18 protein-coding genes are annotated in these 21,044 nt (G+C 47.3%); 2 read left to right on the forward strand and 16 right to left on the reverse strand.

The features are described from left to right. Positions 1-6: 6 nt before the first annotated feature. The 11 genes from IEY46_RS20615 to IEY46_RS20665 form a co-directional block, all read right to left on the reverse strand. Positions 7-705: a copper homeostasis protein CutC gene (locus tag IEY46_RS20615; RefSeq protein WP_188994548.1), complete on the reverse strand. Its 699-nt coding sequence runs from the start codon at positions 703-705 to the stop codon at positions 7-9. Beyond that, positions 702-2,150, reverse strand: coding sequence for a M17 family metallopeptidase (locus tag IEY46_RS20620; RefSeq protein WP_188994550.1), 1,449 nt, complete (start codon positions 2,148-2,150; stop codon positions 702-704). The genes IEY46_RS20615 and IEY46_RS20620 overlap by 4 nt, the downstream gene beginning before the upstream one ends. A gap of 41 nt (positions 2,151-2,191) precedes the next feature. Continuing rightward, complete coding sequence (locus IEY46_RS20625) at positions 2,192-3,184, reverse strand: ABC transporter ATP-binding protein (RefSeq protein ID WP_188994552.1); 993 nt, start codon at positions 3,182-3,184, stop codon at positions 2,192-2,194. Next, positions 3,162-4,184 carry an ABC transporter ATP-binding protein gene (locus IEY46_RS20630; protein WP_188994554.1) on the reverse strand — a complete coding sequence of 341 codons (1,023 nt, stop codon included), beginning with the start codon at positions 4,182-4,184 and terminating at the stop codon, positions 3,162-3,164. The genes IEY46_RS20625 and IEY46_RS20630 overlap by 23 nt, the downstream gene beginning before the upstream one ends. A 13-nt stretch (positions 4,185-4,197) precedes the next feature. After that, positions 4,198-5,100: an ABC transporter permease gene (locus tag IEY46_RS20635; RefSeq protein WP_188994556.1), complete on the reverse strand. Its 903-nt coding sequence runs from the start codon at positions 5,098-5,100 to the stop codon at positions 4,198-4,200. A gap of 86 nt (positions 5,101-5,186) precedes the next feature. Continuing rightward, entirely contained in the window at positions 5,187-6,110 is a 924-nt protein-coding gene (locus IEY46_RS20640; RefSeq protein ID WP_188994558.1) for an ABC transporter permease subunit, read from the reverse strand. 112 nt (positions 6,111-6,222) lie between these two features. Next, entirely contained in the window at positions 6,223-7,830 is a 1,608-nt protein-coding gene (locus tag IEY46_RS20645) for a glutathione ABC transporter substrate-binding protein (RefSeq protein WP_188994560.1), read from the reverse strand. Between the two features lie 81 nt (positions 7,831-7,911). Beyond that, positions 7,912-8,916, reverse strand: a complete 1,005-nt coding sequence (locus tag IEY46_RS20650) for an asparaginase (protein WP_188994562.1) — start codon at positions 8,914-8,916, stop codon at positions 7,912-7,914. A gap of 31 nt (positions 8,917-8,947) precedes the next feature. Next, positions 8,948-10,105 (reverse strand): ROK family transcriptional regulator, encoded by a 1,158-nt coding sequence (locus IEY46_RS20655; RefSeq protein ID WP_188994564.1) that lies wholly within the window; start codon positions 10,103-10,105, stop codon positions 8,948-8,950. A 467-nt stretch (positions 10,106-10,572) separates the two neighbouring features. After that, positions 10,573-12,651 (reverse strand): HelD family protein, encoded by a 2,079-nt coding sequence (locus tag IEY46_RS20660; protein ID WP_188994566.1) that lies wholly within the window; start codon positions 12,649-12,651, stop codon positions 10,573-10,575. A gap of 493 nt (positions 12,652-13,144) precedes the next feature. Then, the gene (locus tag IEY46_RS20665; RefSeq protein ID WP_188994568.1) at positions 13,145-14,347 is read right to left on the reverse strand and encodes a Gfo/Idh/MocA family protein; all 1,203 of its coding nucleotides are present in this window, start codon (positions 14,345-14,347) and stop codon (positions 13,145-13,147) included. A gap of 353 nt (positions 14,348-14,700) precedes the next feature. Between IEY46_RS20665 and mraY the strand changes: the two genes are divergently transcribed. Further along, positions 14,701-15,654 (forward strand): phospho-N-acetylmuramoyl-pentapeptide-transferase, encoded by a 954-nt coding sequence (mraY, locus tag IEY46_RS20670; RefSeq protein ID WP_188994570.1) that lies wholly within the window; start codon positions 14,701-14,703, stop codon positions 15,652-15,654. Between the two features lie 124 nt (positions 15,655-15,778). Here the strand turns inward: mraY and IEY46_RS20675 are convergent, their stop codons facing one another. Further along, positions 15,779-16,546, reverse strand: coding sequence for a DeoR/GlpR family DNA-binding transcription regulator (locus IEY46_RS20675; protein ID WP_188996065.1), 768 nt, complete (start codon positions 16,544-16,546; stop codon positions 15,779-15,781). 221 nt (positions 16,547-16,767) lie between these two features. Continuing rightward, on the reverse strand, positions 16,768-17,217 hold the full coding sequence (locus tag IEY46_RS20680; protein WP_188994572.1) for a MerR family transcriptional regulator: 450 nt from the start codon (positions 17,215-17,217) through the stop codon (positions 16,768-16,770). Between the two features lie 173 nt (positions 17,218-17,390). On the opposite strand from IEY46_RS20680, the gene IEY46_RS20685 reads away from it, so the two are divergent. Beyond that, positions 17,391-18,242 (forward strand): aldo/keto reductase, encoded by an 852-nt coding sequence (locus IEY46_RS20685; protein WP_188994574.1) that lies wholly within the window; start codon positions 17,391-17,393, stop codon positions 18,240-18,242. Between the two features lie 91 nt (positions 18,243-18,333). Here IEY46_RS20685 and IEY46_RS20690 read toward each other — a convergent pair whose 3' ends face one another. The 3 genes from IEY46_RS20690 to IEY46_RS20700 form a co-directional block, all read right to left on the reverse strand. Further along, entirely contained in the window at positions 18,334-19,323 is a 990-nt protein-coding gene (locus IEY46_RS20690; RefSeq protein ID WP_188994576.1) for an aldo/keto reductase, read from the reverse strand. A 117-nt stretch (positions 19,324-19,440) separates the two neighbouring features. Then, complete coding sequence (locus tag IEY46_RS20695; RefSeq protein WP_188994578.1) at positions 19,441-20,274, reverse strand: AraC family transcriptional regulator; 834 nt, start codon at positions 20,272-20,274, stop codon at positions 19,441-19,443. Between the two features lie 286 nt (positions 20,275-20,560). Next, complete coding sequence (locus IEY46_RS20700) at positions 20,561-21,022, reverse strand: VOC family protein (RefSeq protein ID WP_188994580.1); 462 nt, start codon at positions 21,020-21,022, stop codon at positions 20,561-20,563. Positions 21,023-21,044: the final 22 nt, after the last annotated feature.

Raw genomic sequence — 21,044 nt, forward strand, 5'->3', positions numbered from 1 at the left:
CTAGTATTACTTGCTGTCGCTGTATCGAAGACTGTTAGACAATGCCTGCAGGATGACCGGATCAATGGGAGACAGCGAGTTATTGCCGTAACGCACAGCCGATCCAAAATGCACTTCCGTGACCCCTGTCTGTTCAATAAATGTCTTAATGCCATGCGGCTTCAGCCCGCTGCCGGCCAATATGTTCAATGCTCCGCCACGCGCTTCCCTAACTAAGCGTTGCATAGCAGAAACAGACTCCGGTGCAGGACCAGGCCCGGCTGAAGTGAGCACCCGTGTAATCTGTGGATATTTCGCTAACGTCCGCAAACCTGCTATCTGATCTTCCAGCTCATCGAAAGCGCGGTGGAACGTCACTTGCATGCCGTTTGTTAATGGCAGCAGCGTCTGAAGCGCCTGCTCGTCGATGCCTCCATCGGATGTCAATGCGCCCAGAACAACTCCCGCCGCACCAGCAGCCGCAATCGCCCTGATCTCTGCAGCCATTGTCGATATATCATGATCCGAATAAACAAATGAACGGCTGTGGGGACGAACCATTACAAAAACCGGGATTCCAACGGATCGTACAGCCTGTTCAACTAATCCGATGCCCGGCGTTAACCCGCCCTCCGTAATGGCGGTTATCAATTCAAGACGGTCCGCGCCATTAAGCTCTGCCGTTATTGCATCCTCCATGCAAGTTGCGATGACTTCCAGAATCATAACGAAGCTCCTTTCATTGCATAATCCGCAAGCAGCCGCGCGCCATATCCGGTCGCACCGGCTTCCGAATAGCTCATATCCTGCTTATATTGAACCGTACCGGCCATGTCAATATGGACCCATTTCATAGATTCAGCTACGAACCGGCGGATAAAGAGCGCTGCCGTAATCGCACCGGCATACGGGGAGCTGCTGACATTGCGCAGATCCGCGTAGTTGCTCCTAAGATCGGCTTCATATTCATCCATCAGCGGCATCGGCCACAGCCGTTCCCCGTTGCGCTCACCAATTTCAACGAGACTTCGTGTCATGTCCGCATCGCCCCAAATACCGGCGATACCCAGTCCGAGCGCAGCCCCGACATTCCCTGTCAATGTCGCAATATCAATCGCTTCTGCCGCACCGATATTCGCGGCATGAATTAATGCATCCGCAAGAATAAGCCGGCCTTCGCCATCGGTATTGGCAACCTGAACCGTTAATCCATTGGGGTAGCGTATAACCGACGATGGCAAAGTTGCCTCCGCAGAAGGAATATTGTCAACGACCGGAATCAATGCGGTCACATTCACATGAGCCTTCTTGCGCAGCAATATATCCATTGCGCCAACAACAGCAGCCGCCCCGCCCATATCCATGCGGGCATCACTAATATCGCCGGCTGTCTTCACGTTCATGCCACCCATATCGAACGTAACCCCTTTGCCGACCATTGCCAGCATGGGCAATCCAGGATTTCCTTCATAGCGAATTTCAACCAGCGCAGGCTCATGCCTGCCTCCTGCTCCTACTGCCAGCAACCCGTTCATCTGAAGATCGGCAAGCTCTTGTCCCCGGTAAATATGGACCTTCACAGCCTGATCTGCACAATCGAAGTGTTCCTTAAGCCATTGTGTGAACTGACTGGGATTCAACGTATCCGGCGTTTCATTGACGAGGTCACGCGTTATCATAGCCCCTTGTGCACGAGATTGCCCCGTCTCACATGCAGCTTCCAGCTCTGCAGCAGTCAGCTCCGGCCAATCCTTCGACGTGAGCAGCAAATCAACGGATACGTTCAATTTTGTAGCGCCCCGATACCCCTCGAATCGGTACAGACCAAGAAGCCAGCCCTCAATCCACGCTTTCACCCATTCATCGCCGCTAATTCTATGGTGATCACCGTCAGAGTAATGGCTGACAAGCGCTGTGCTGCCTCTTTCTTCACGTTGTGCGGCACGGGCTGCCGATCCTCCAGCCCGACGAATCCTCTCAAGCGTCAGATCAAGGCGTTTTCCCATTCCTACAACAAGGATGTCCGACTCTTCCGCTGAGCGGCCGTATAACCACGTGGTCCTGCCAAACTGTTTATTCACTTCCCCCAACATGAACGTAAAGGACTCCTCTTCAAAAGCCAGATAGACGAGAATATCCGTCAAATTAGGAGAATCGATTAAGATCTTCATCACGATTCCTTCTTTGCTGTAAAATGTGTGACATATATCGATTACCGCTCTAATTTCAGCATCTCTTCATCGAATAGATGACAGGCAACCTCGTGACCCGGCTCTACTTCCTGGAACACCGGTACATGCTGCTTGCAGATCTCCATGCAGGAAGGACATCTTGTATGGAACCTGCAGCCGCTTGGCGGATCAACAGGACTTGGAATGTCTCCCTTCAATATAATTCGTTCCTTCTTCAAGCTCGGATCCGGAACAGGGACCGAAGAGAGCAATGCCTTCGTATAAGGATGCAGCGGCCGCTCGTAGAGTGTATCCTTATCCGCCGTTTCCACTAGTGAACCCAGATACATAACCCCGATACGATCGCTAATATGTTCAACTACGCTTAGGTCATGCGAGATGAATAAATACGTCAAACCGTACTCTTCCTGCAAATCCTGCAGCAAGTTCAGTACCTGCGATTGAATGGATACGTCCAGTGCCGATACCGGCTCATCCGCTACAATTAAACTCGGACGGACGGATAACGCCCTTGCGATACCGATCCGCTGCCGTTGTCCGCCGCTGAATTCATGTGCGTATCGCTCGACATGGAAGCTGCTGAGCCCCACCGTTTCCAACAGCTCGCAAGCCAGCTTATCCCTTTCTTTGGTCGTCAGCTTCGTATGGATAAGCAGCGGCTCCGCAACAAGGTCCTTTACCTTCATTCGCGGATTAAGGGAAGCGTAGGGATCCTGGAATACCATTTGCATATCTTTGCGCAGCGGACGCATTTGGTTATCCGATATATGGCTGATGTTCTGCCCCTTAAACCATACTTCGCCATCGTTGGGCCTCAGCAGACGCGTCACGAGCCTCCCGGTGGTTGACTTGCCGCAGCCGCTCTCACCAACAAGACTAAACGTCTCACCTTTATTAATAGCGAATGAGATTCCATCAACCGCACGCAAATATTTCGTTGTCCCGAGAAAGCCTTTCTTGACTGCAAATGCCTTCTTCAAGCCTTTCACTTCAATTAATGGCGTCTCCTTCATTCCTGTTCTCCTCCTTCCGTATTCCCTGCTCGGTAAGCAGGCAGCGGCTCTTGCGGTCTTTAAGCCCTTCAATTGGAAGCAGCTTCGGCTCCTGCACCAGACACGCCTCCATAACGAAGGAGCAGCGGGGCGCAAACTTACAACCTTGCGGCATCTGGGACAGGTCAGGAACATTTCCCTTAATAGAATCCAAACGCCGTACTTTCTGGCGCATCTTCGGCACTGATTGAATCAAACCCTGGGTATAAGGATGCTGCGGGCTGGCGAATAGCTCATGTACAGAAGCTTCTTCCACCACACGGCCCGCATACATGACGACAACCCGGTCGCATAATTCGGCTACAACGCCGAGGTCATGCGTAATGAGCAGCATGCCCATATCTTGTTCTTCCTTCAGCCTCTTCATGAGGTCAAGAATCTGTGCCTGTATCGTTACATCAAGCGCTGTCGTCGGCTCATCTGCAATGAGCAGCTTCGGGTTACAGGACATGGCCATCGCGATCATAACCCGCTGTCTCATTCCGCCGGACAGCTGATGCGGATAGTCATCGACCAATTCCTCCGCACGAGGAATCCCAACGAGCCGCAGCATATGAATCGCATGCTCGCGCGCCTTCTTGCGCCCATAACCCAAATGCAGCATAATGGGCTCAGCCAGCTGTACACCGATTCGCAGTACGGGATTAAGCGAGGTCATCGGTTCCTGAAAAATCATCGCCATCTCGTTGCCTCGAATTCGGCGCATTTCTTTCTCTGAAATCTTCGTCAGATCCGTTCCCTCGAAACGAACCTCTCCTCCGGCAATTTTGCCTGGCGTATCCTTAAGCAATCGCATAATAGATAAGGAAGTAACGCTTTTACCGCAGCCTGACTCACCTACAAGACCAAGTACTTCGCCTTTCTTTATATGAAAGTCAACACCTGCAACCGCCGTTATACTGCCGCTGCCGCGTTTGAACTCCGTTTGCAATCCTTGTACTTCCAATAGGTGCTCTGTCATGTCTTGTCCCTCCTTAGTTTTTCATCTTGGGATCAAGAGCATCGCGCAGTCCGTCCCCAATCAGGTTAAAAGCAAGAACAGTCAAGAAGATCGCTATGCCCGGAAAATAGACGATGTGAGGAGCTATGCTCAAATAATCGCGCCCCATGCTCAACATAGCGCCCCAATCGGGTTCTGTTGATTTCGCGCCCATTCCAAGGAAGCTTAGCGATGCAGCTGCCAGAATGGCGCCGCCGATTTTCATGGATACATTCACAATAATGCTCGAAACTGTCTCGGGAAAAATATGCTTCCAAATAATGCGTCTGTTCTTCGCTCCCATAGAACTGGCAGCCTCTACGAATAACGTCTCCTTCGCGGATAGGGTCACGCTTCTTATAATTCTGGCAAACGACGGGGTGCCGAATACCGCTACCGCAATAACGACGTTGATTAAACCTGGACCTAATATCGCTACAATTCCGATGGCTAACAATAAATCCGGGAACGAGAACAGCACGTCGCTCCCCCGCATAATAAGCCGGTCCAGCCAGCCGCCATAATATCCGCTAAACAGGCCAAGGATTGTACCCAGCACAGCCGCGATCGCTACAGAGCTGAGACTTACCGCCAGCGTTAAGCGCGTACCATCCATCAGACGGCTGAGAATGTCACGGCCATATTCATCCGTACCCGCCCAATGGGACGCGGACGGCCCCGTCATTAAAGCATCATAGTCCGGCTCATCCGGATTATAAGGAGACAGGAGAGGACCGAAGATTGCAATGAGAAACAGCAATATAATAAAACAGGCGCCCACTAGCGGCAGCCGTTGTTTGCAGAACTTGCGAATAAACACTCCGAAGCGGCCCTTCGTTTTTACGGCGACCTGCACCTCTTCCGATAATGGAGAACCCACCGTCGAATTGTTGCTCATGGTTATTCCTCCTACCCCTAAATAAACGCTGTAAATAACTGTTGCCTGAATAACAGTCGGTACCCTCTCTCATCTTCTTCGCTTCATCACGACGAATACCTGATTTTCGGATTGAGTACACCGTACAGCAAATCTACGATTAAATTAATAAGAATGAATTGTGTGGCGAATATTAACAGCAAGGCTTGAATAACCGTATAATCCCGGAAAAGAATGGAATCAACCAGTAGCCTGCCAAGACCTGGAATACTGAATACCGTCTCGACCATAACCGAACCGCCCAGCAGGAATCCGAATTGAAGTCCCGCTACGGTTACAACCTGGATAAGGGAATTGCGCAGCGCGTGCCTGCTGATAACAACGAATTCACGCAAGCCTTTCGCGCGGCCTGTACGGATGTAATCTTCCCTCATCGTCTCCAGCATGGATGAGCGCGAATATCGCGCCAGCATGGACATAATGCCAGCCCCAAGCGTAATAGACGGTAAAATGTAAGATTTCCATGAGTCAACGCCGCCGGTAGGAACCCAGCCCAGCTCTACAGAGAAAATTTGAATCAGAACGAGCCCCAGCCAGAAACCGGGAATGGACATGCCTGAAATCGCGGTCAGAGTTCCGACATAATCCGGCCATTTATTGCGGTACACTGCAGATATAACACCGATCAGAAGGCCGATAACGAGCGCCCACGCCATACTAAGCAGTGTCAGCCATAGGGTCGGCATAACCCGGCTCGCCAGCATATCGGTTACCGGCATGCCCGAGCGGATCGAATTTCCCAGGTCACCACTCAACAGATTCCCCATGTAGTGGGTATATTGCTGCCATAGCGGCAGATTAAGACCGAGCTGCACCTGGATGCCTTGAATCTCCTCAAGCGTAGCTTCCTTTCCCGCAATAAGCCTTGCCGGATCGCCCGGAATTAAGTGAATAAACATAAATACAAGTACAGATACAACGAACAGCAATGGAATAACCCCAAGGAGTCTTTGTAACGCATATCTACCCAACTTAAAAGCCTCCTTCTGTTTCGACAAATAATATAAAGGGCCGCTTCCCGTCAATCTATAGAAGCGGCCCGTTTATTACATGTGACACCAAGCCTAATGCTTGCGGTTTAAATTACTTCACTTCTGCATTTAGAACATTGATGGAACCATCTGGATATACTTTTACGCCTTCCAGGTAGGATCTTTTGCCTGAGATAATTTGGTCAACGCCCATGAATGCCCATGGCGCGTCTTCCCAGACTGTTTTTTGGATATTAGCGTAAATGTCTTTCGCTTCATCCGGATCCGTAGATTTATTAGCATCCTCAATCCATTGATCGACTTTGTCATTTTTGTAGTAAGCGGTATTCGACCCTGCAGGTGGGAACATTGCGCTGCTGAACAGCCCTCTTGTCGCACCGTCTGCATCACCGGAAGATGGTGACCAGCTCACATACCACATTTGAATTTTGGCTTCTTCAGGTGTAGCGGCGGAGTTGATCTGATCGGAAAGCGTACCGCCTTCCATCGATTTAACTTCAAGCTTAATACCGACAAGCGCCAGCTGCTGAGCAATGAATTGCATGCCTTTCAGCGTTTCGGAATCATTCTCGCCCCAGATCTCAGCTTCGAAGCCATCCGGATATCCGGCTTCTGCAAGCAGCTGCTTCGCTTTTTCGACATCGTAGTCGTAGCCTGTTTGCTGGGAGTAATATTGCGTTTTCGAAGACATTGTGGAATCCAGTTTTACGCCCAGACCCGTCTTCACAACTTTGATGAAAGCTTCATTATTGATCGCATAATTGATCGCCTGACGCACTTTCACATCATCATATGGCTTCTTCATCGTGTTGAGCGTTACGTAACGAACGATAGTCGAATCCGTTTTCTCGATAGAAATGCCCTCTTGCCCTTCAACTTCAGACACTTGCTCTGTAGGCATCGGATAGATGAAGTCAGCCTCGCCGGTCTTCAGCATGGCAATACGGGAACCATTCTCCGGTACCGGTCTGAATGTGATGCTGTCGACCTTAGGCAGCCCTGCTTGCCAGTAGTCCGCATTTTTCTCAACAACGATACGGTCGCCTTGTACCCATTCCTTGAATTTGAAAGGACCTGTGCCTACAGGCTTCTTCGCAATATCAGCACCGCTTTCATCGATCGCTTTGGGGCTGATCATACCAGCCATTGCTACTTTATTTAAGAAAGCGTTGTATGGCTCGCTGAGCTTAATGACGACTGTTTTTGAATCCGTCGCCTCGACGTTTGTAACCTTTGCGAAGCTTTTGCGCAGTCTCAGGTTGCTCGCCTCGTCCTGGATGCGTGCGATGTTCGCCTTAACAGCCTCTGCGTTGAAGTCCGTACCGTCATGGAATTTTACGTTTTCTTTCAGCTTGAACGTATAGACAAGTCCGTCTTTACTTATTTCATAGCTTTCAGCCAGTACGGGAATAAGCTGCATATTCTCATCAAAGCCCATCAAACCTTCATACATCGTTCTGTTTCCGCTAATGGAATGGGTGTCGCTTGCATTGTGAGGGTCCAGAGTAATAATGTTGGCATTAATGGCAATGATGACATCCTTATTGTCTTTGGATGCCGGGGTTGTCTCAGCCGGCTTGTCAGTGGCATTAGCGTTACCATTGCCTTTATTTGCGTTTTCTTTTCCACAGCCTGCAACAATGACAACTGTGATGAGCAATAGCATAAACATCGACCAAACTTTTCCCTTTACTTTCATGATCCGCACTCCCTTGATGATGTATTAGAAAAGCTCCTCATCCGCTTAAGGACCGGCTCGGAGATTATTCTTGCTCAGAAATTAAAGCTCCCATTGAAAAACAGCCCGGCGCTCGCCTACTGGCGTACCGCCATCATTAATAATCTCATTCGGTGTAAGTGCATACAGACGATCAATGGTTGACTGGTTGCGGTAACCGATACGCTCCAGAATGGAAGCGATAATACATGGCCAGACTTGCTCAGACCCGTCGGATACCTTCAGTGAAATGCCGATCCTTTCCTTGCGGAGGCCGATGCCGTACACGCCTTTCGCTCCCCCTTTGGCAGTCAAATTATCATCCCTAAGCAGAGCCGAACAGACAAATTTCGTATCGGCGATCATATCGGGATAATCATTCATCAGCTTTGCGGTTACTGCTGCAGCATTGCGTATATCGGTATCCCCAATTAAGTCGGGGCAGGCAAGCTTCAAATAGGAATAAGCGATTTTATGCAGTGGAAGTGCAAAAATCGGCAACCCGCAGCCATCGATGCCCTGTGGGATAGATGTCACATGCACCTCAGCCATATAGGCCATGATCTCCATAATTTCTTGCTGGACGGGGTGGCCCGGTTCGTAATAGGTTTGTTCATTCCAACCCATATGCTTGCTGAGACCTATTAGTCCCGCATGCTTGCCTGAGCAATTATGGAATATTTTGCGTTTCGGCTCGTGGGCCCGATGACGTTCCGCTTTGGCATCCTCGTTAAGAGGATAGGTCGCGCAGCAATGGAGATTTTCTTCCTTCAGTCCCATCTTGTGAAACATCGATTCCAGCGCTTCGATATGAAAGGCCTCACCCCGATGCGAAGCAGTGAATAGCGCAGCTTCTTTGCCCGTTAATCCATATACCTCATCGATTCTACGCTTCATTACGGGTAAAGCCTGGAATGGTTTGGCCGCAGAACGCAGATACGTGACATGCTCCGGATTGCCGGCCTTGTACAAGATTTTGCCTTTCTCATCCACTACAGTCACAGCACCATAATGGACATTCTCAAGTATGCCGCCGCGATATTCTTCGACTAATTTTATAAATCCCATCTGCGCGACCTCCCAATTCATAATCATTCCTTTACTCCAATGCAAAAAAGCGGTTTTGTGACAACAGTCCCGATCCGATCATAACGCCATTCTCATTCAGCTTCGAACGATGGAATACAAACGAATCACGAAGCGGTTCCCATAAGAAGCGTGATAAATAGATTTTTTCAACCTCATCGTGAATATAGGGAAACTTGTCGACCAGTTCTCCACTCAGAATGACGCTGTCTGGATTGTACATACAAACAATATTGTTAATGGTAATCGCCATGTACATAAGCGCACGGTCGATCAAATGAATCGCCCATTGCTCTCCTGCTTGCTTCGCCTCGAATAATTCCTCGATTGTCCCAATTGGACGAATCCGGTTTGCTTCCGACAGTAACGAGTTAATATTAATATACGTTTGCAAACAGCCTGCTTTGCCGCACTCGCACATCATGCCGCTGGGATCTACAGTCGTATGTCCAATTTCACCGGCACTGTTCATGACCCCTCGATAGATTTCTCCATCAAGAATAATGGCGGAACCGACACCTTGTCCGAAGCCCAGCAGTGCCGTTCGTTTGGAGCCGACTGCCACGCCCTTCAAATGCTCGCCGAGCGCTCGTACCTTGAGCTCATTATCAACCGTAATTTCATAGCCGGTCAGCTCCTTCAATCGTTCGGCAAGACTGACATTCTTCCATCCAAGCTGAACGGAGAAAACAACGATCCCTCTTTCATTATTCACAATGCCGGGAAGACCGACACCGATGCCTACGATGCGGGTTCTATCCAGTTCTTGCTGATCCATTAACTGCTCAATAGCTTCGCTAATCCGGATAAGCGTCGTATCCGGACTTTCATCCGGTGTCCGCGGATACTTGCCGCTGCAGACTAGTTTGCCTTGCAAATCCACGATGCCAATAGACATTAAGCTGCGGTCCAAATCAATACCAATTGATAACACCGAGGCATTAACGATGCCTATCAGTGTGGACTTCCTGCCTAATCCGCCTGATACCTGATCAGAATCCAGCAAATAACCTTGTTCCGTCAATTCACCAACGATTCTGCTGATGGTCGTCGGGCTCATCCCCGTCTGCTTGGCAATGGCTGCACGAGAAATGGGTTGATTACTTTTAATAATTTCAAACACGGTAAGGCGGTTTTGCCGCTTCATAAAATCCTGATCATGTTTTTTCACAGGCATTCTCCTATTATTTTCATCACTGGACTAATTACATATATTTACCACTTAAAAAGCATGATAGAAACTTAAATTCATACCTTATAGAACCAATATCAGATTACTTTCTCCACTGATGGTATTAATAATAATTCCTCTGTAATAGCATGTCAATATAAATGACATATAATTTTCGGCAGATTGCGGATGATATTATTTCCACTTCATGAACATATGACACAAAACCTGACATCAATTCTTGGGATATTTTCATGAATGCATCTCGAGTGGGCCTATGCGCTTGCGCATAGGCCACTATTGTCACTTTATTATTAAATTGCAGTCACCATAGAGGCCATCCACTCTAACTTGGATGCTGACCGAAGACAATACTGCCGTATATTCGACACCTTGACTGTCTGCCAATGTAGTATCTTTTCTTACGATGCGGAGAAGGTCCGGTTAGAGAGCGAGACGAAGACGGCCTATCTTATCTGCCGCTCCGCTTCCGAATAGAACGAAGAGGGCTCTGCGTGGAAGGTTAACGCCAATGCATGCATGGCCCTCGTACACGCGATATACAACAAGCTTCTGTCCATCTCCGTCTTATAATTCGAGGAGTCGGCGAATGGCACGATCACCTTATCGAACTCCAAACCTTTTGCCGCATGGACGGTTGTGACTATAACCCCTTCTATAAACTTTTCACTGCTGAAATCCAACAAAGAAACGGATCGATCGTTCTCGCTTATTTTCTCGTACAGCATTTCCGCCTGAGCCTGCGTCTTGCAAATGATGCCTAGAGTCCGGCATTCGGATTCCTTCAATTGCGCAACCAGTTCCCCTATTCGGAACATTTCGTCCTCCTCATTTTCGCATCGACGGATTTGGGGTGTGGTGCCGTGTCGTTTGATCGCAACAATCTTGCTGCTAGGATTAATTCGTTGTGCGAACGTGATGATTTCACTCGTCGACCGGTAACTCTTGAACAACTCAACCGTATCGGCTTCAGGAAATACTTGCTTCATGTCGGCGATCGAAGAGGATGAGTAGGGATTAACGGATTGATTGCCGTCCCCGAGGATCGTCTTCTTGCATTTGAACAAGGAAGCGAGCACAACATATTGGATCACGGTGTAATCCTGCATCTCGTCCACCAGCAAATGCTTCACCTCGGCATATCCTTTCGCTCCTTCCATCCGAATCTTCAGATAAACAAGTGGAAACACATCCGAGAATTCAAGCGTACGAGGTTTTCTAAGTTTAAAAAGCTCCGGCCTTCCTACATAGGCATAGAAATCCTTATAGATAGCGAGAAGGTTTTGCGTCCTGAACATTTTCTTAATCGCCGCTTTGATTTTGTTCGCGGTCGAAGTTGTCAGCTTCCCGCCGTCTGTATCCCGTGTTCTCCCGGAAATGGACGAAGCCGTCTTTTCTAATCTGAGCTTTACGGGAAGACCGGCAGAGGCTTGGTAAGCGTCCCATATTTGTTCTCTATCGACAGACACGTCCTGGAAATGGATATCCATGGGGCAGAAATAACTTTGGCTCACATGTTCGATAAAATCCTCTATTCTGCGAACGAAATCCATTTTGGCTTTATAGCGGATACGTTCAGTCAAGGAATCGTCCGTTGACACTGCAAGCTCCGATACCTGTTCATAAAAGGTCTGAAATTCACATATTCCGGCAAGCTCGTTGGCTGCGATCTCGTTGAATCCAACCTCCGCGATCTGTTCCTCTCCCAGTTCGGGCAGGACATTCGATATATAGTCGGAAAAAACGTTGTTCGGCGAGATGATTAATATGTTTCGCGAAGTCAGCGTCGCCTTGTGCCTATACAACAAATAAGCAACCCGATGGAGGGCGACGGAAGTTTTGCCCGATCCGGCCACGCCCTGAATAATGAGTTCGTGTGAGGAATCGTTCCGAATGATCTCGTTTTGTTCCTTCTGAATAGTGGCGACGATGTCTTTCATTTTCTCATCCGATGTTCGGCTTAGTTCCTTCTGCAGTACATCGTCATTGATGTTCATAGAGCTTTCGATCATATATTCCATCTTGCTTTCACGAATTCGATACTGCCTCTTTAAACCTATCTTTCCTTCGATCTCGCCTTCAGGAGCCGTATAATGCGCCGGACCCACTTGATAATCGTAAAACAGGCTCGCGATGGGAGAGCGCCAATCGTAGATTGCATTCTCTTGATCAGCCTCTACTCCGAAAGCAGTAACGCCGATGTAGTATGCTTGCGCCCTTTCCTGATCGTCTGCAATAAAATCGACCCTGCCGAAGTAAGGGGATGACTCCAGTTTTTGAAGTCTGCTCTGTCTCATGACCGAAGTCTCCCCCTGTTCAACAGAAAGCCAAATGTCGACGACGTTCGCGGCCCTTTCTGCTGGATCAAGCTGATCCCTGTTCTCCCATACGTATTTTTTGGCTCCGATAATCTCATCCTTTGCATGTCGGATTCGTTCGTCCAGTTCCTCAAGTGCTTGGCGAATCCGGGTTACCATCTCCTCCAGATGCAGTCTTTCTTGTGCTTCCGTTTCAATAACAGCCATCTTATCCCTCTATTCTTATGAAATTGTATCCCAAGTATAGAGAAATATTAAAAAAAGTATAGACTTATACTTTCCGGTGTATTATTATGAGATTATCGTGGGTCCAAAAAAGCGCATACGAATATAAGAAAACAAAACGCAAACGTCCCAGCTTTTTTCACAAGAAGCTGGGGCGTTTTTTCTTATGCAGCAAGTGGAACTTCCCCGTTTGTTAGATCTTGTTTAGCACTGAATGCTGGATTCACCTTCGTCCTATGGAGGTAATTAGGCTTGGTCGAATTTGACGAAACCTATTTGCTGCAGATCCTGGACGGGAAGGCGAAAGTATTCGCGTATATTGCCGGCGATCAGCAGCAACTATTGAAGAAACACGGACTAATGGAATAGAAGGCCGGTAAGCACGGATGGCCAAGCCTATGTAAAATCTGCCTGAACATCCGCTATTCGCGTGGTGGCCAGGCAGATCAGATTCGAAGCAATCGGGCGATTCCGATTATTTGTGTTTGAAATTGACGAATTTCACCGGACGGCCGCCTTCGGCTATGGATTGAATCGACAACGGAAACACAGAACTCCATGTAATGGCATCGATAACATCAATAGCCGGCTTACGCTGCTCCAGAATGGCAGATACAAATTCGTCAAGCACGAAGAAATCCCCTCCGCCATGGCCTGCTTTGTTCGCTTCCTCCCCCCAACGCTTCCATAACGGGTGCTCCCACTCGTCGGCATGGTTCCATAATGATCCCCATTCCGGCTCCCTGCCTGCATGGGCAGCCGCTCCTGCTCCAGCGGATTGGTTCTCTAGCCAAATCAGCGGTTCCTCCGAGTCGTAACGAGGCGACAAATAGGCGCCTTTCGTTCCTTGCAGCTCATAATGGGTCATATTATGGGGCCTCGCGGATTGTGTATCATACTTCAGCGTGATCACAACACCTTTCTTCGTGCGGATCAGCGTTACAGTCGAATCACCCTGCTTCCAGAAATCCGCTCCGGCACCCGGATGCTCACCGCCAAAATGCTCGTGAAAATATTTGGCAGTCGACCGGCTCTTGGATGAGAACGTGACCAACGAATCGAATTCATCGCCGCCCTCCCGGTTAATTCCCAGCCACTGTGATACGGGTCCTAACGAATGAGTAGGGTATGTGCTGCCGCAGAAATCCCGCTGCTTGCGTCCCCGCCAGGTCAAGCTTCCGTCACGGTTATGGAGCAAGCTCCGGCAATCATGAATATAGCCGCACTCCGCAGAAGTTATTTCTCCGAAAGCACCTTGACTCACCATGTTCTTAATCATCATATTAGAGCGCATGTAACAGTAATTTTCCGCCATCATGTAAGTCAATCCCGTCTGCTCAACCGTTTCCGCCAGTTCCCAGCTATCCTCCAGCGTATGGGCAGCTATCACTTCGCTCATGACATGCTTCCCTTTCTTCATGGCTAGTATCGCCTGTGACGCATGCAGCAATAGAGGCGTTGCCAGAAACACGGCATCCACCTGAGGATCCTCCAGCAATCGTTCATAGGACGAATAACCAACAACCTCCGGAAAATCCTCCTTCCACTTCTGCAGGACGCCCTCGTCCGTGTCGCATACGGCAACCAACTCGGCACGCCCTCCCAGATGATTTAATGATCGGCTGAAATAAGCTCCTCTGCTGCCTCCAACCACCGCTAACCGAACCGTTGTTTTCATAGACATCCTCCCTTGAACTTTCAACCAATTGATTAAACTGCTGGATGCGATCGGATCATACTATTGCCTTTACAGCGCCGTAATCGCTTACTTATTTTATATTCATTCTAAACCCCACTGCTGTTTTGTCAAACATCCTTCGTCGTTTGTATACAATTAAATCGAGCGATCTAAAGCAATTATCATTGCCGTTTATTCTAAATTGCAGTAAAATTTTAGGTAATTCTATTTGATTATTGTTTCTTCTATATCTTATCCTGATTTGGAATGGCTTTCTGAGAAAGAGGAATATTTGTCCACAAAATGAGAATATAATAATTCTGAATGAAAATCGTTAGAGGAGAAGCAATTATATGGAGACTTCGTTACTTGTTGCATTAAGTATTTCATTTTTACTTGTTGCTATGTTTACACCTATTTTAATTTGGGGTTTGCGTAGTTTACGTCTTACTCAACCAATCAGGGTGGAACTACCCCCAGACCATCAAGCCAAACGTGGTACACCACTAATGGCAGGCATTATCCTACTAACAGGCGTTATTACTTCAGTATATTTCCATCCTAAACCACTTGTTCTTTTCATTGGGACAACGTTTTTTTTATTTAGCTTAGTGGGTTTCATGGATGATTTTAAAAAGGCTGCTTTCCAAGACCCTTCAGGAATATCCGGGAAAACAAAATTATTTTTCCAATTTATTTTTACGACTGTATTGTTATTTGTTCTATTACTTCAGTTCAATTTAAGTTCCGATATTACCTTGTTTAAAGGATTTTCTCTCCACCTGCCGGTTTTCGCATACCTGATACTAATGATGTTATTTATTGTTGGCTCCGCCAATGCGATAAACTTTACTGACGGACTAGATGGTCTGTTAATAAATGTTTCCATACCAACATTCTTTTTCTTTTTTGTAATTTCAGACAAAGTTGAAGTGCAGACTTTTTCTTTGGTAATGATTGGTTGTTTACTAGGATTATTTATTTACAATATCTATCCTGCAAAAGCCTTTATGGGCGATACCGGTTCCCTTGCAATTGGCGGTTCACTCTCCTTTTTAGCTATAATTGAAAAGGTAGAAATTTTAATACCCATTCTATTTTCGGTTTATCTAGCTGAACAATTATCCGTTATCTTACAGGTCTGGTATTACAAAAAAACTAAATTAAGAATATTTCGAATGGCTCCGATTCATTATCACTTCAGCTTGAAGTATGGGTGGAGTGAGAATAAAATCGTAATGGTTTTCGGATTTATATCATGGCTATCAGCATTCATCTCATGGATCGCTTGGAAGTACATACTATAAATCAAAAAATGAATGGAGATCGCATTATTGCTTCTCCATTCATTTTTCCATGTTAGCAGCAGACAAGCTCATTCATGTCTACACAAAGCTCCATCCTCCGCTTTACTACTACTTGTGATAAGGTTCACCGCGCTGTGGCGATGACCACCTTAATTCCAAGTGCTTGAATTCGTTCGATTGCCTCCGGGTCTGCATCCTCATCTGTAATTAACAAATCTAAATCTTCAATCCGGCCAGCTTTCGCAAACCCTTCGTTGCCAAGGGAATGGTGCATGGCTATTCCGATGCGGCGGCGGGATGCAGCAGATACGGCCCGGCCGAATGCCCCTACTTCAGGAGTGGCCACAAAAATCCCTTCCTCCGAGATACCGCCACCTGTGGTAAAGCTGACATCAAATTTAAATTGACGAACAAATTCGTTCGCTAGGACATCTGTAATGTTGCCAGAAGGCTTTACTCGACCACCAATTAGATAGGTGTCAATCCATTCACGTTCCTTTAATGCATCAGCTACTCGCATGCTATTTGTAACGACAGTAAGCGGCATTTGGTCAGACAGATGCTTCAGTAGCACATAAGACAACGATCCGCTACCAATAAATACAGTATCGTTATCCCGAATATACGATACAGCTAGTTTAGCAATCGCATTACCTTGCGGAGTTCCTTCACCGTATCGTATTTCTGGTGGGGGCGGGGCTTGCCGAACCTTCGTGGATGGAATCGCACCGCCGTGGGTTTTCTTGAGCAATCCCTGGTCCTCCATAATGGTAAGGTCCCTTCTAATCGAATCGATTGAGATCTGAAACCTCTCCGCCAAGTCTTTGGCGAACACCCGCTTTTCTTCGTTCAGCAACGTAAGAATCTTCTCTCTACGTTCTTCAGCAAACATTCCCGACTCTTCCTCCTTCATGTCCTACACCTCCGTTATGTTCATTTTTATGCCGTAATAGTTCAATTATATTCCACAATCATCATTTTATCAACGAAAATGACCCAAAAATATTCACTTTTATACGTATTTGTGCATTAAATATACTAGAATGTATTCTAGAGAAGAATAAAACCGAATAAAACTGCTTTGTTTGCTCTAATCGTACCTACGACTGTCTCTCACGCCTTCCGAACAGAGGGCGAGTAAAATACGTCGCTATGCATATGCCGAATTTTGTTCCAGTTGCCGGGATTGGTCGTGTCTGGAGAGCGGTGCTCCAGAATGGCCTGATATAGAGCGGTTTTTTGTTCCAAATGGGCAACATGCTGTTTGGCTTCTTCGAGATTAGCGAGGGCAGCTTCTTTATGCTCCATCATGAGTGTGCAGCGTTGCGGAATGGTCGAATCCCCTTCGAGACATAAATCAATGTACTTTTTAATGACTTCAATCGGCATGCCGGATTGCTTGAGGCATTTGACGCCATGCAGCCAGTTGATCGATTCTTCGTCGAACATCCGAATGTTGTTATGATTGCGCTGTATGCTTGGCACCAAGCCTCTATCTGTGTAAAAGCGGACGGCGTGCTCGGTGAGTCCCGTTATCTGGGCGGCTTCTTTGACCGTATGCATGTGAAATCCTCCTTGGAAAATAATTTTTTGAAGACGGCTTGACTTCGTGTAACACGAAGGCTCTATGCTTATTGTAATGCAAATCAGCCGTAAGCGGAATCCCCGCTACAGTGCCCCATTCCCGGGATACGCGCCGTTTGCTGTTATACATTCGAACACTGGGAGGAGTTACAATGCAAACTGTAACCTTGAACAACGGAGTGAAAATGCCGATCATCGGCTTTGGTGTCTACCAGATTCCCGATGCTGAAGAATGCGAGAACGCGGTATATGAAGCGCTGATGGCCGGTTACCGCCTGATCGACACAGCCGCCGGTTATCTGAATGAGGAAGCGGTCGGACGCGCAATCAAGCGCAGCGGTGTACCGCGTGAGGAGCTGTTCATCACGACCAAGCTCTGGATTCAGGATGCCGGCTGCGAGAGTGCCAAGCTGGCATTTTCCAAATCCTTGAAGAAGCTGCAGCTCGACTATCTCGATCTATACCTGATTCACCAGCCGTTCGGCGATTACTACGGCGCTTGGCGTGCGATGGAAGACCTGTACCGCGAAGGCAAGGTCAAGGCGATTGGTGTCAGCAACTTCCTGCCCGACCGTCTAATGGACCTCATCGTGCATAACGAAATTGTGCCCGCCGTCAACCAGATCGAAACGCACCCGTTCTACCAGCAGACTGAGAGCGCCGCTTTTATGAAAGAGTACGGCGTGCAGCACCAGTCGTGGGCGCCGTTCGCTGAAGGACTTAACAACATGTTCGGCAACGAAGTGCTGGCCTCGATCGCAGAGAATCACAACAAGTCCGTCGCCCAGGTCGTGTTGCGCTGGCTTGTTCAGCGTGAAGTCGTTGTCATTCCAAAATCGGTGAGAAAAGAGCGGATCATCGAAAACTTCGACATTTTCGATTTTGAGTTGAGCGCGGACGATATCGAACAAATTTCCGCCCTCGATACGAGGGAAACTCTTTTCTTATCCTATCACGATCCGAAATTCGTCAAGATGCTGGGCACCTTGAGAGTGGATCTGTAATCCTTACTGTTGGAGTAGTCCAGCATGACGTTGTCTACAAGGAAAGAGCCGTGAGTCTCAACTATTGTTGAAAATCACGGCTCTCTAACTGTTAATTCAAAATGGAATCTATCTGTGATAATTCCTCGTCGGTAAACGCAAGCTGTTTAAGCGAGTCCACTGCATCCTCAATCTGGGTTACCTTGCTTGCACCGATCAACGCTGAAGTCACTTTCCCCCCGCGGAGCACCCAAGCCAACGCCATTTGCGAAAGCTTTTGTCCGCGATCCGCAGCCATTTGATTCAATTGCTTGACCTTGTTCAATTTTTCTTCTGTGATTTGATCTGGATTTAGAAACTGGCTCGGGCCGCCTGCACGTGAATCAGGTGTTATCCCATTCAAATAACGATCCGTTAACAGGCCGCCTTGAAGCGGACTGAAAACAATGGATCCAATGCCTTCCTCCTCCAAAACATCTTGAAGCCCCTCTTCAATCCAACGTGACATCATCGAATAATTGGGCTGGTGAATCAAACATGGCGTTCCCAGGCGTTTAAGAATTTTTGAAGCCTCGCGGGTTTCTGCCGGTTTATAGTTGGATAAGCCTACATAAAGCGCTTTGCCTTGACGAACGACCAGATCAAGCGCAGCCATGGTTTCTTCCAGGGGGGTATTCGGATCTGGACGATGATGATAATAAATATCTACATAATCCATTTGCAGTCGCTTCAGGCTCTGATCCAAGCTTGCGATTACATTTTTCTTTGATCCCCACTCGCCATAGGGGCCTGGCCACATGTAATAACCCGCCTTGGTCGATATAATCATTTCATCGCGATAAGCGAGAAAATCCTTTTTCAGAATGTGACCAAAGGTTTCTTCCGCAGATCCGGCAGGTGGTCCATAATTGTTGGCCAAATCAAAATGGGTAATCCCTAAATCAAAGGCTCTATGCAGCATGGCTCTATCATTCTCCAGAACGTTGATGCCCCCAAAATTATGCCACAGTCCCAATGAAATGGCAGGCAATTTCAACCCGCTTCTTCCTGAACGATTGTATTTCATCGTATCATAACGTTTTGTTTCCGCTTCATAGCCCATTCGAAAACCTCCCATAGTCTAACACTAGGTTAATGGTATCAGACCAGCCTAAAGTCGCCTATATCAGAATGGATTTCATTTATGTCATAATGTCTGTTTATTAGATCAAATACGGCATTATGCAAAATGATCAGGTAAATAATGCTTCGGTGAAGCGCCTTTTACTTTCTTAAACATTTTCGAAAAGTGCAGAGCATCCTGATAACCTACAGATCTCGCTACTTCACCAATGGTATATATCCCTTTTACAAGCATTTCCTCTGCCCGTTCCATGCGATATTGAAGCAAATACTGCTGAGGTGGCAGACCCGTCGCCTTTTTAAATAATGCCGATATATATTTACGATCCAGCTGTAAGGAGGCGGCAACCTGTTCTACAGAAATTTTCTCACTGTAATGGGTCTTGAAAAATTCGATACTTTTATGTACATAAAGATCATGCTTCTGAGAAGGAACAGAGTTAGTCGATTCAGCTGGCGCCCCATCTGTCAGTGCGGCTAAAAACTGCAATAAAATCGCCGTTACGCGCAGATCCACACTAGGTGCAGAACCTGAAACCTCCAGTAGTTGCTCGAATATGCGCGGCATAACACGTAAATCCATTGAAAAAACCGGGGCCTCCGGAGCTACGCTCGTTCGACTAAGGGCATGCGCAATTTGGTTGCCTTGAAAGGCAATCCACGAATAAGTCCATGGATCTTCTGCATCCGCTTCATAGTATGTAATGACGTGAGGATAGATCATAAATGCTTGTCCCGCAAGCAGCGTATACGTTTCCTTCCCCACCTTGACTATCCCTTTGCCTTTATGAATAAAATGAACCTTGTAGATTTCACGGATCCCCGGCCCGACAGCATGCCCTGGGCTGCAATCCTCTTTGCCCCAGTATGAGACATAGAGATCATTCCCCTCACGAAATGGGCGCTCCGGATTATACTGAACAACAGCCATTTACATCCACCTCTTCACGGTTCACCCAGGTTCATTCCCCAAGCGATCTACTCCATATAGCGCATCCAGAATCAATTACTAGAGCTATTATACCTTTAGTGGATGGTGAATATGTAGTCAGGAGGTTGGCATCATTAATGAACATCGCATTATGGATCGTTCAGGGGCTTGTCTTCTTCACGTTAACTGCATTTGTTGCGATCGGTCGTTTTTAAGTCATGCTAAATCTGCGTCACAGTAGGGACATCCAATATGGATGTCCTTACTGTTCTTTTTTAATTATTTATTACTCTTTGGAAATGACTCTATCCAGGAACTTATCAGCGTCACTATTAAACTTCCAACCAACACCGTACTTATCAACCAACATTCCAAAGCAGGAAGACCAAGGCATTTCTGATAACGGCATGATAACATAACCACCCACAGACAAATTAGAAAAGTATTTTTCCAGTGTTTGTTTATCATCAATAACGATACTAATCAGTATATTATTGCCTTTAACCAACTCGCCCGTTACCTTCTTCATCGAAGGTAGAATATCCGACATCATTATTTTTCCACCAGCAAATTCTAACGATGACTCCATAATCATATTCAACTCATTTTCTGGCAAGGGGTAGTTTGGATCTTGTGGAGAGTCGTTAAACTTCACTTTTTTTACTTCGCTTGCATTCAGGGCTTCTGAATAAAACGCAATGACCTGCTCTGTATTCCCGTCAAAATTTAAATATGCAAGAACTGACATGATAAAACCTCCTTCTTGTACT

It is taken from the genome of Paenibacillus nasutitermitis, from assembly GCF_014641075.1.
Classification (GTDB): domain Bacteria; phylum Bacillota; class Bacilli; order Paenibacillales; family Paenibacillaceae; genus Paenibacillus_Z; species Paenibacillus_Z nasutitermitis.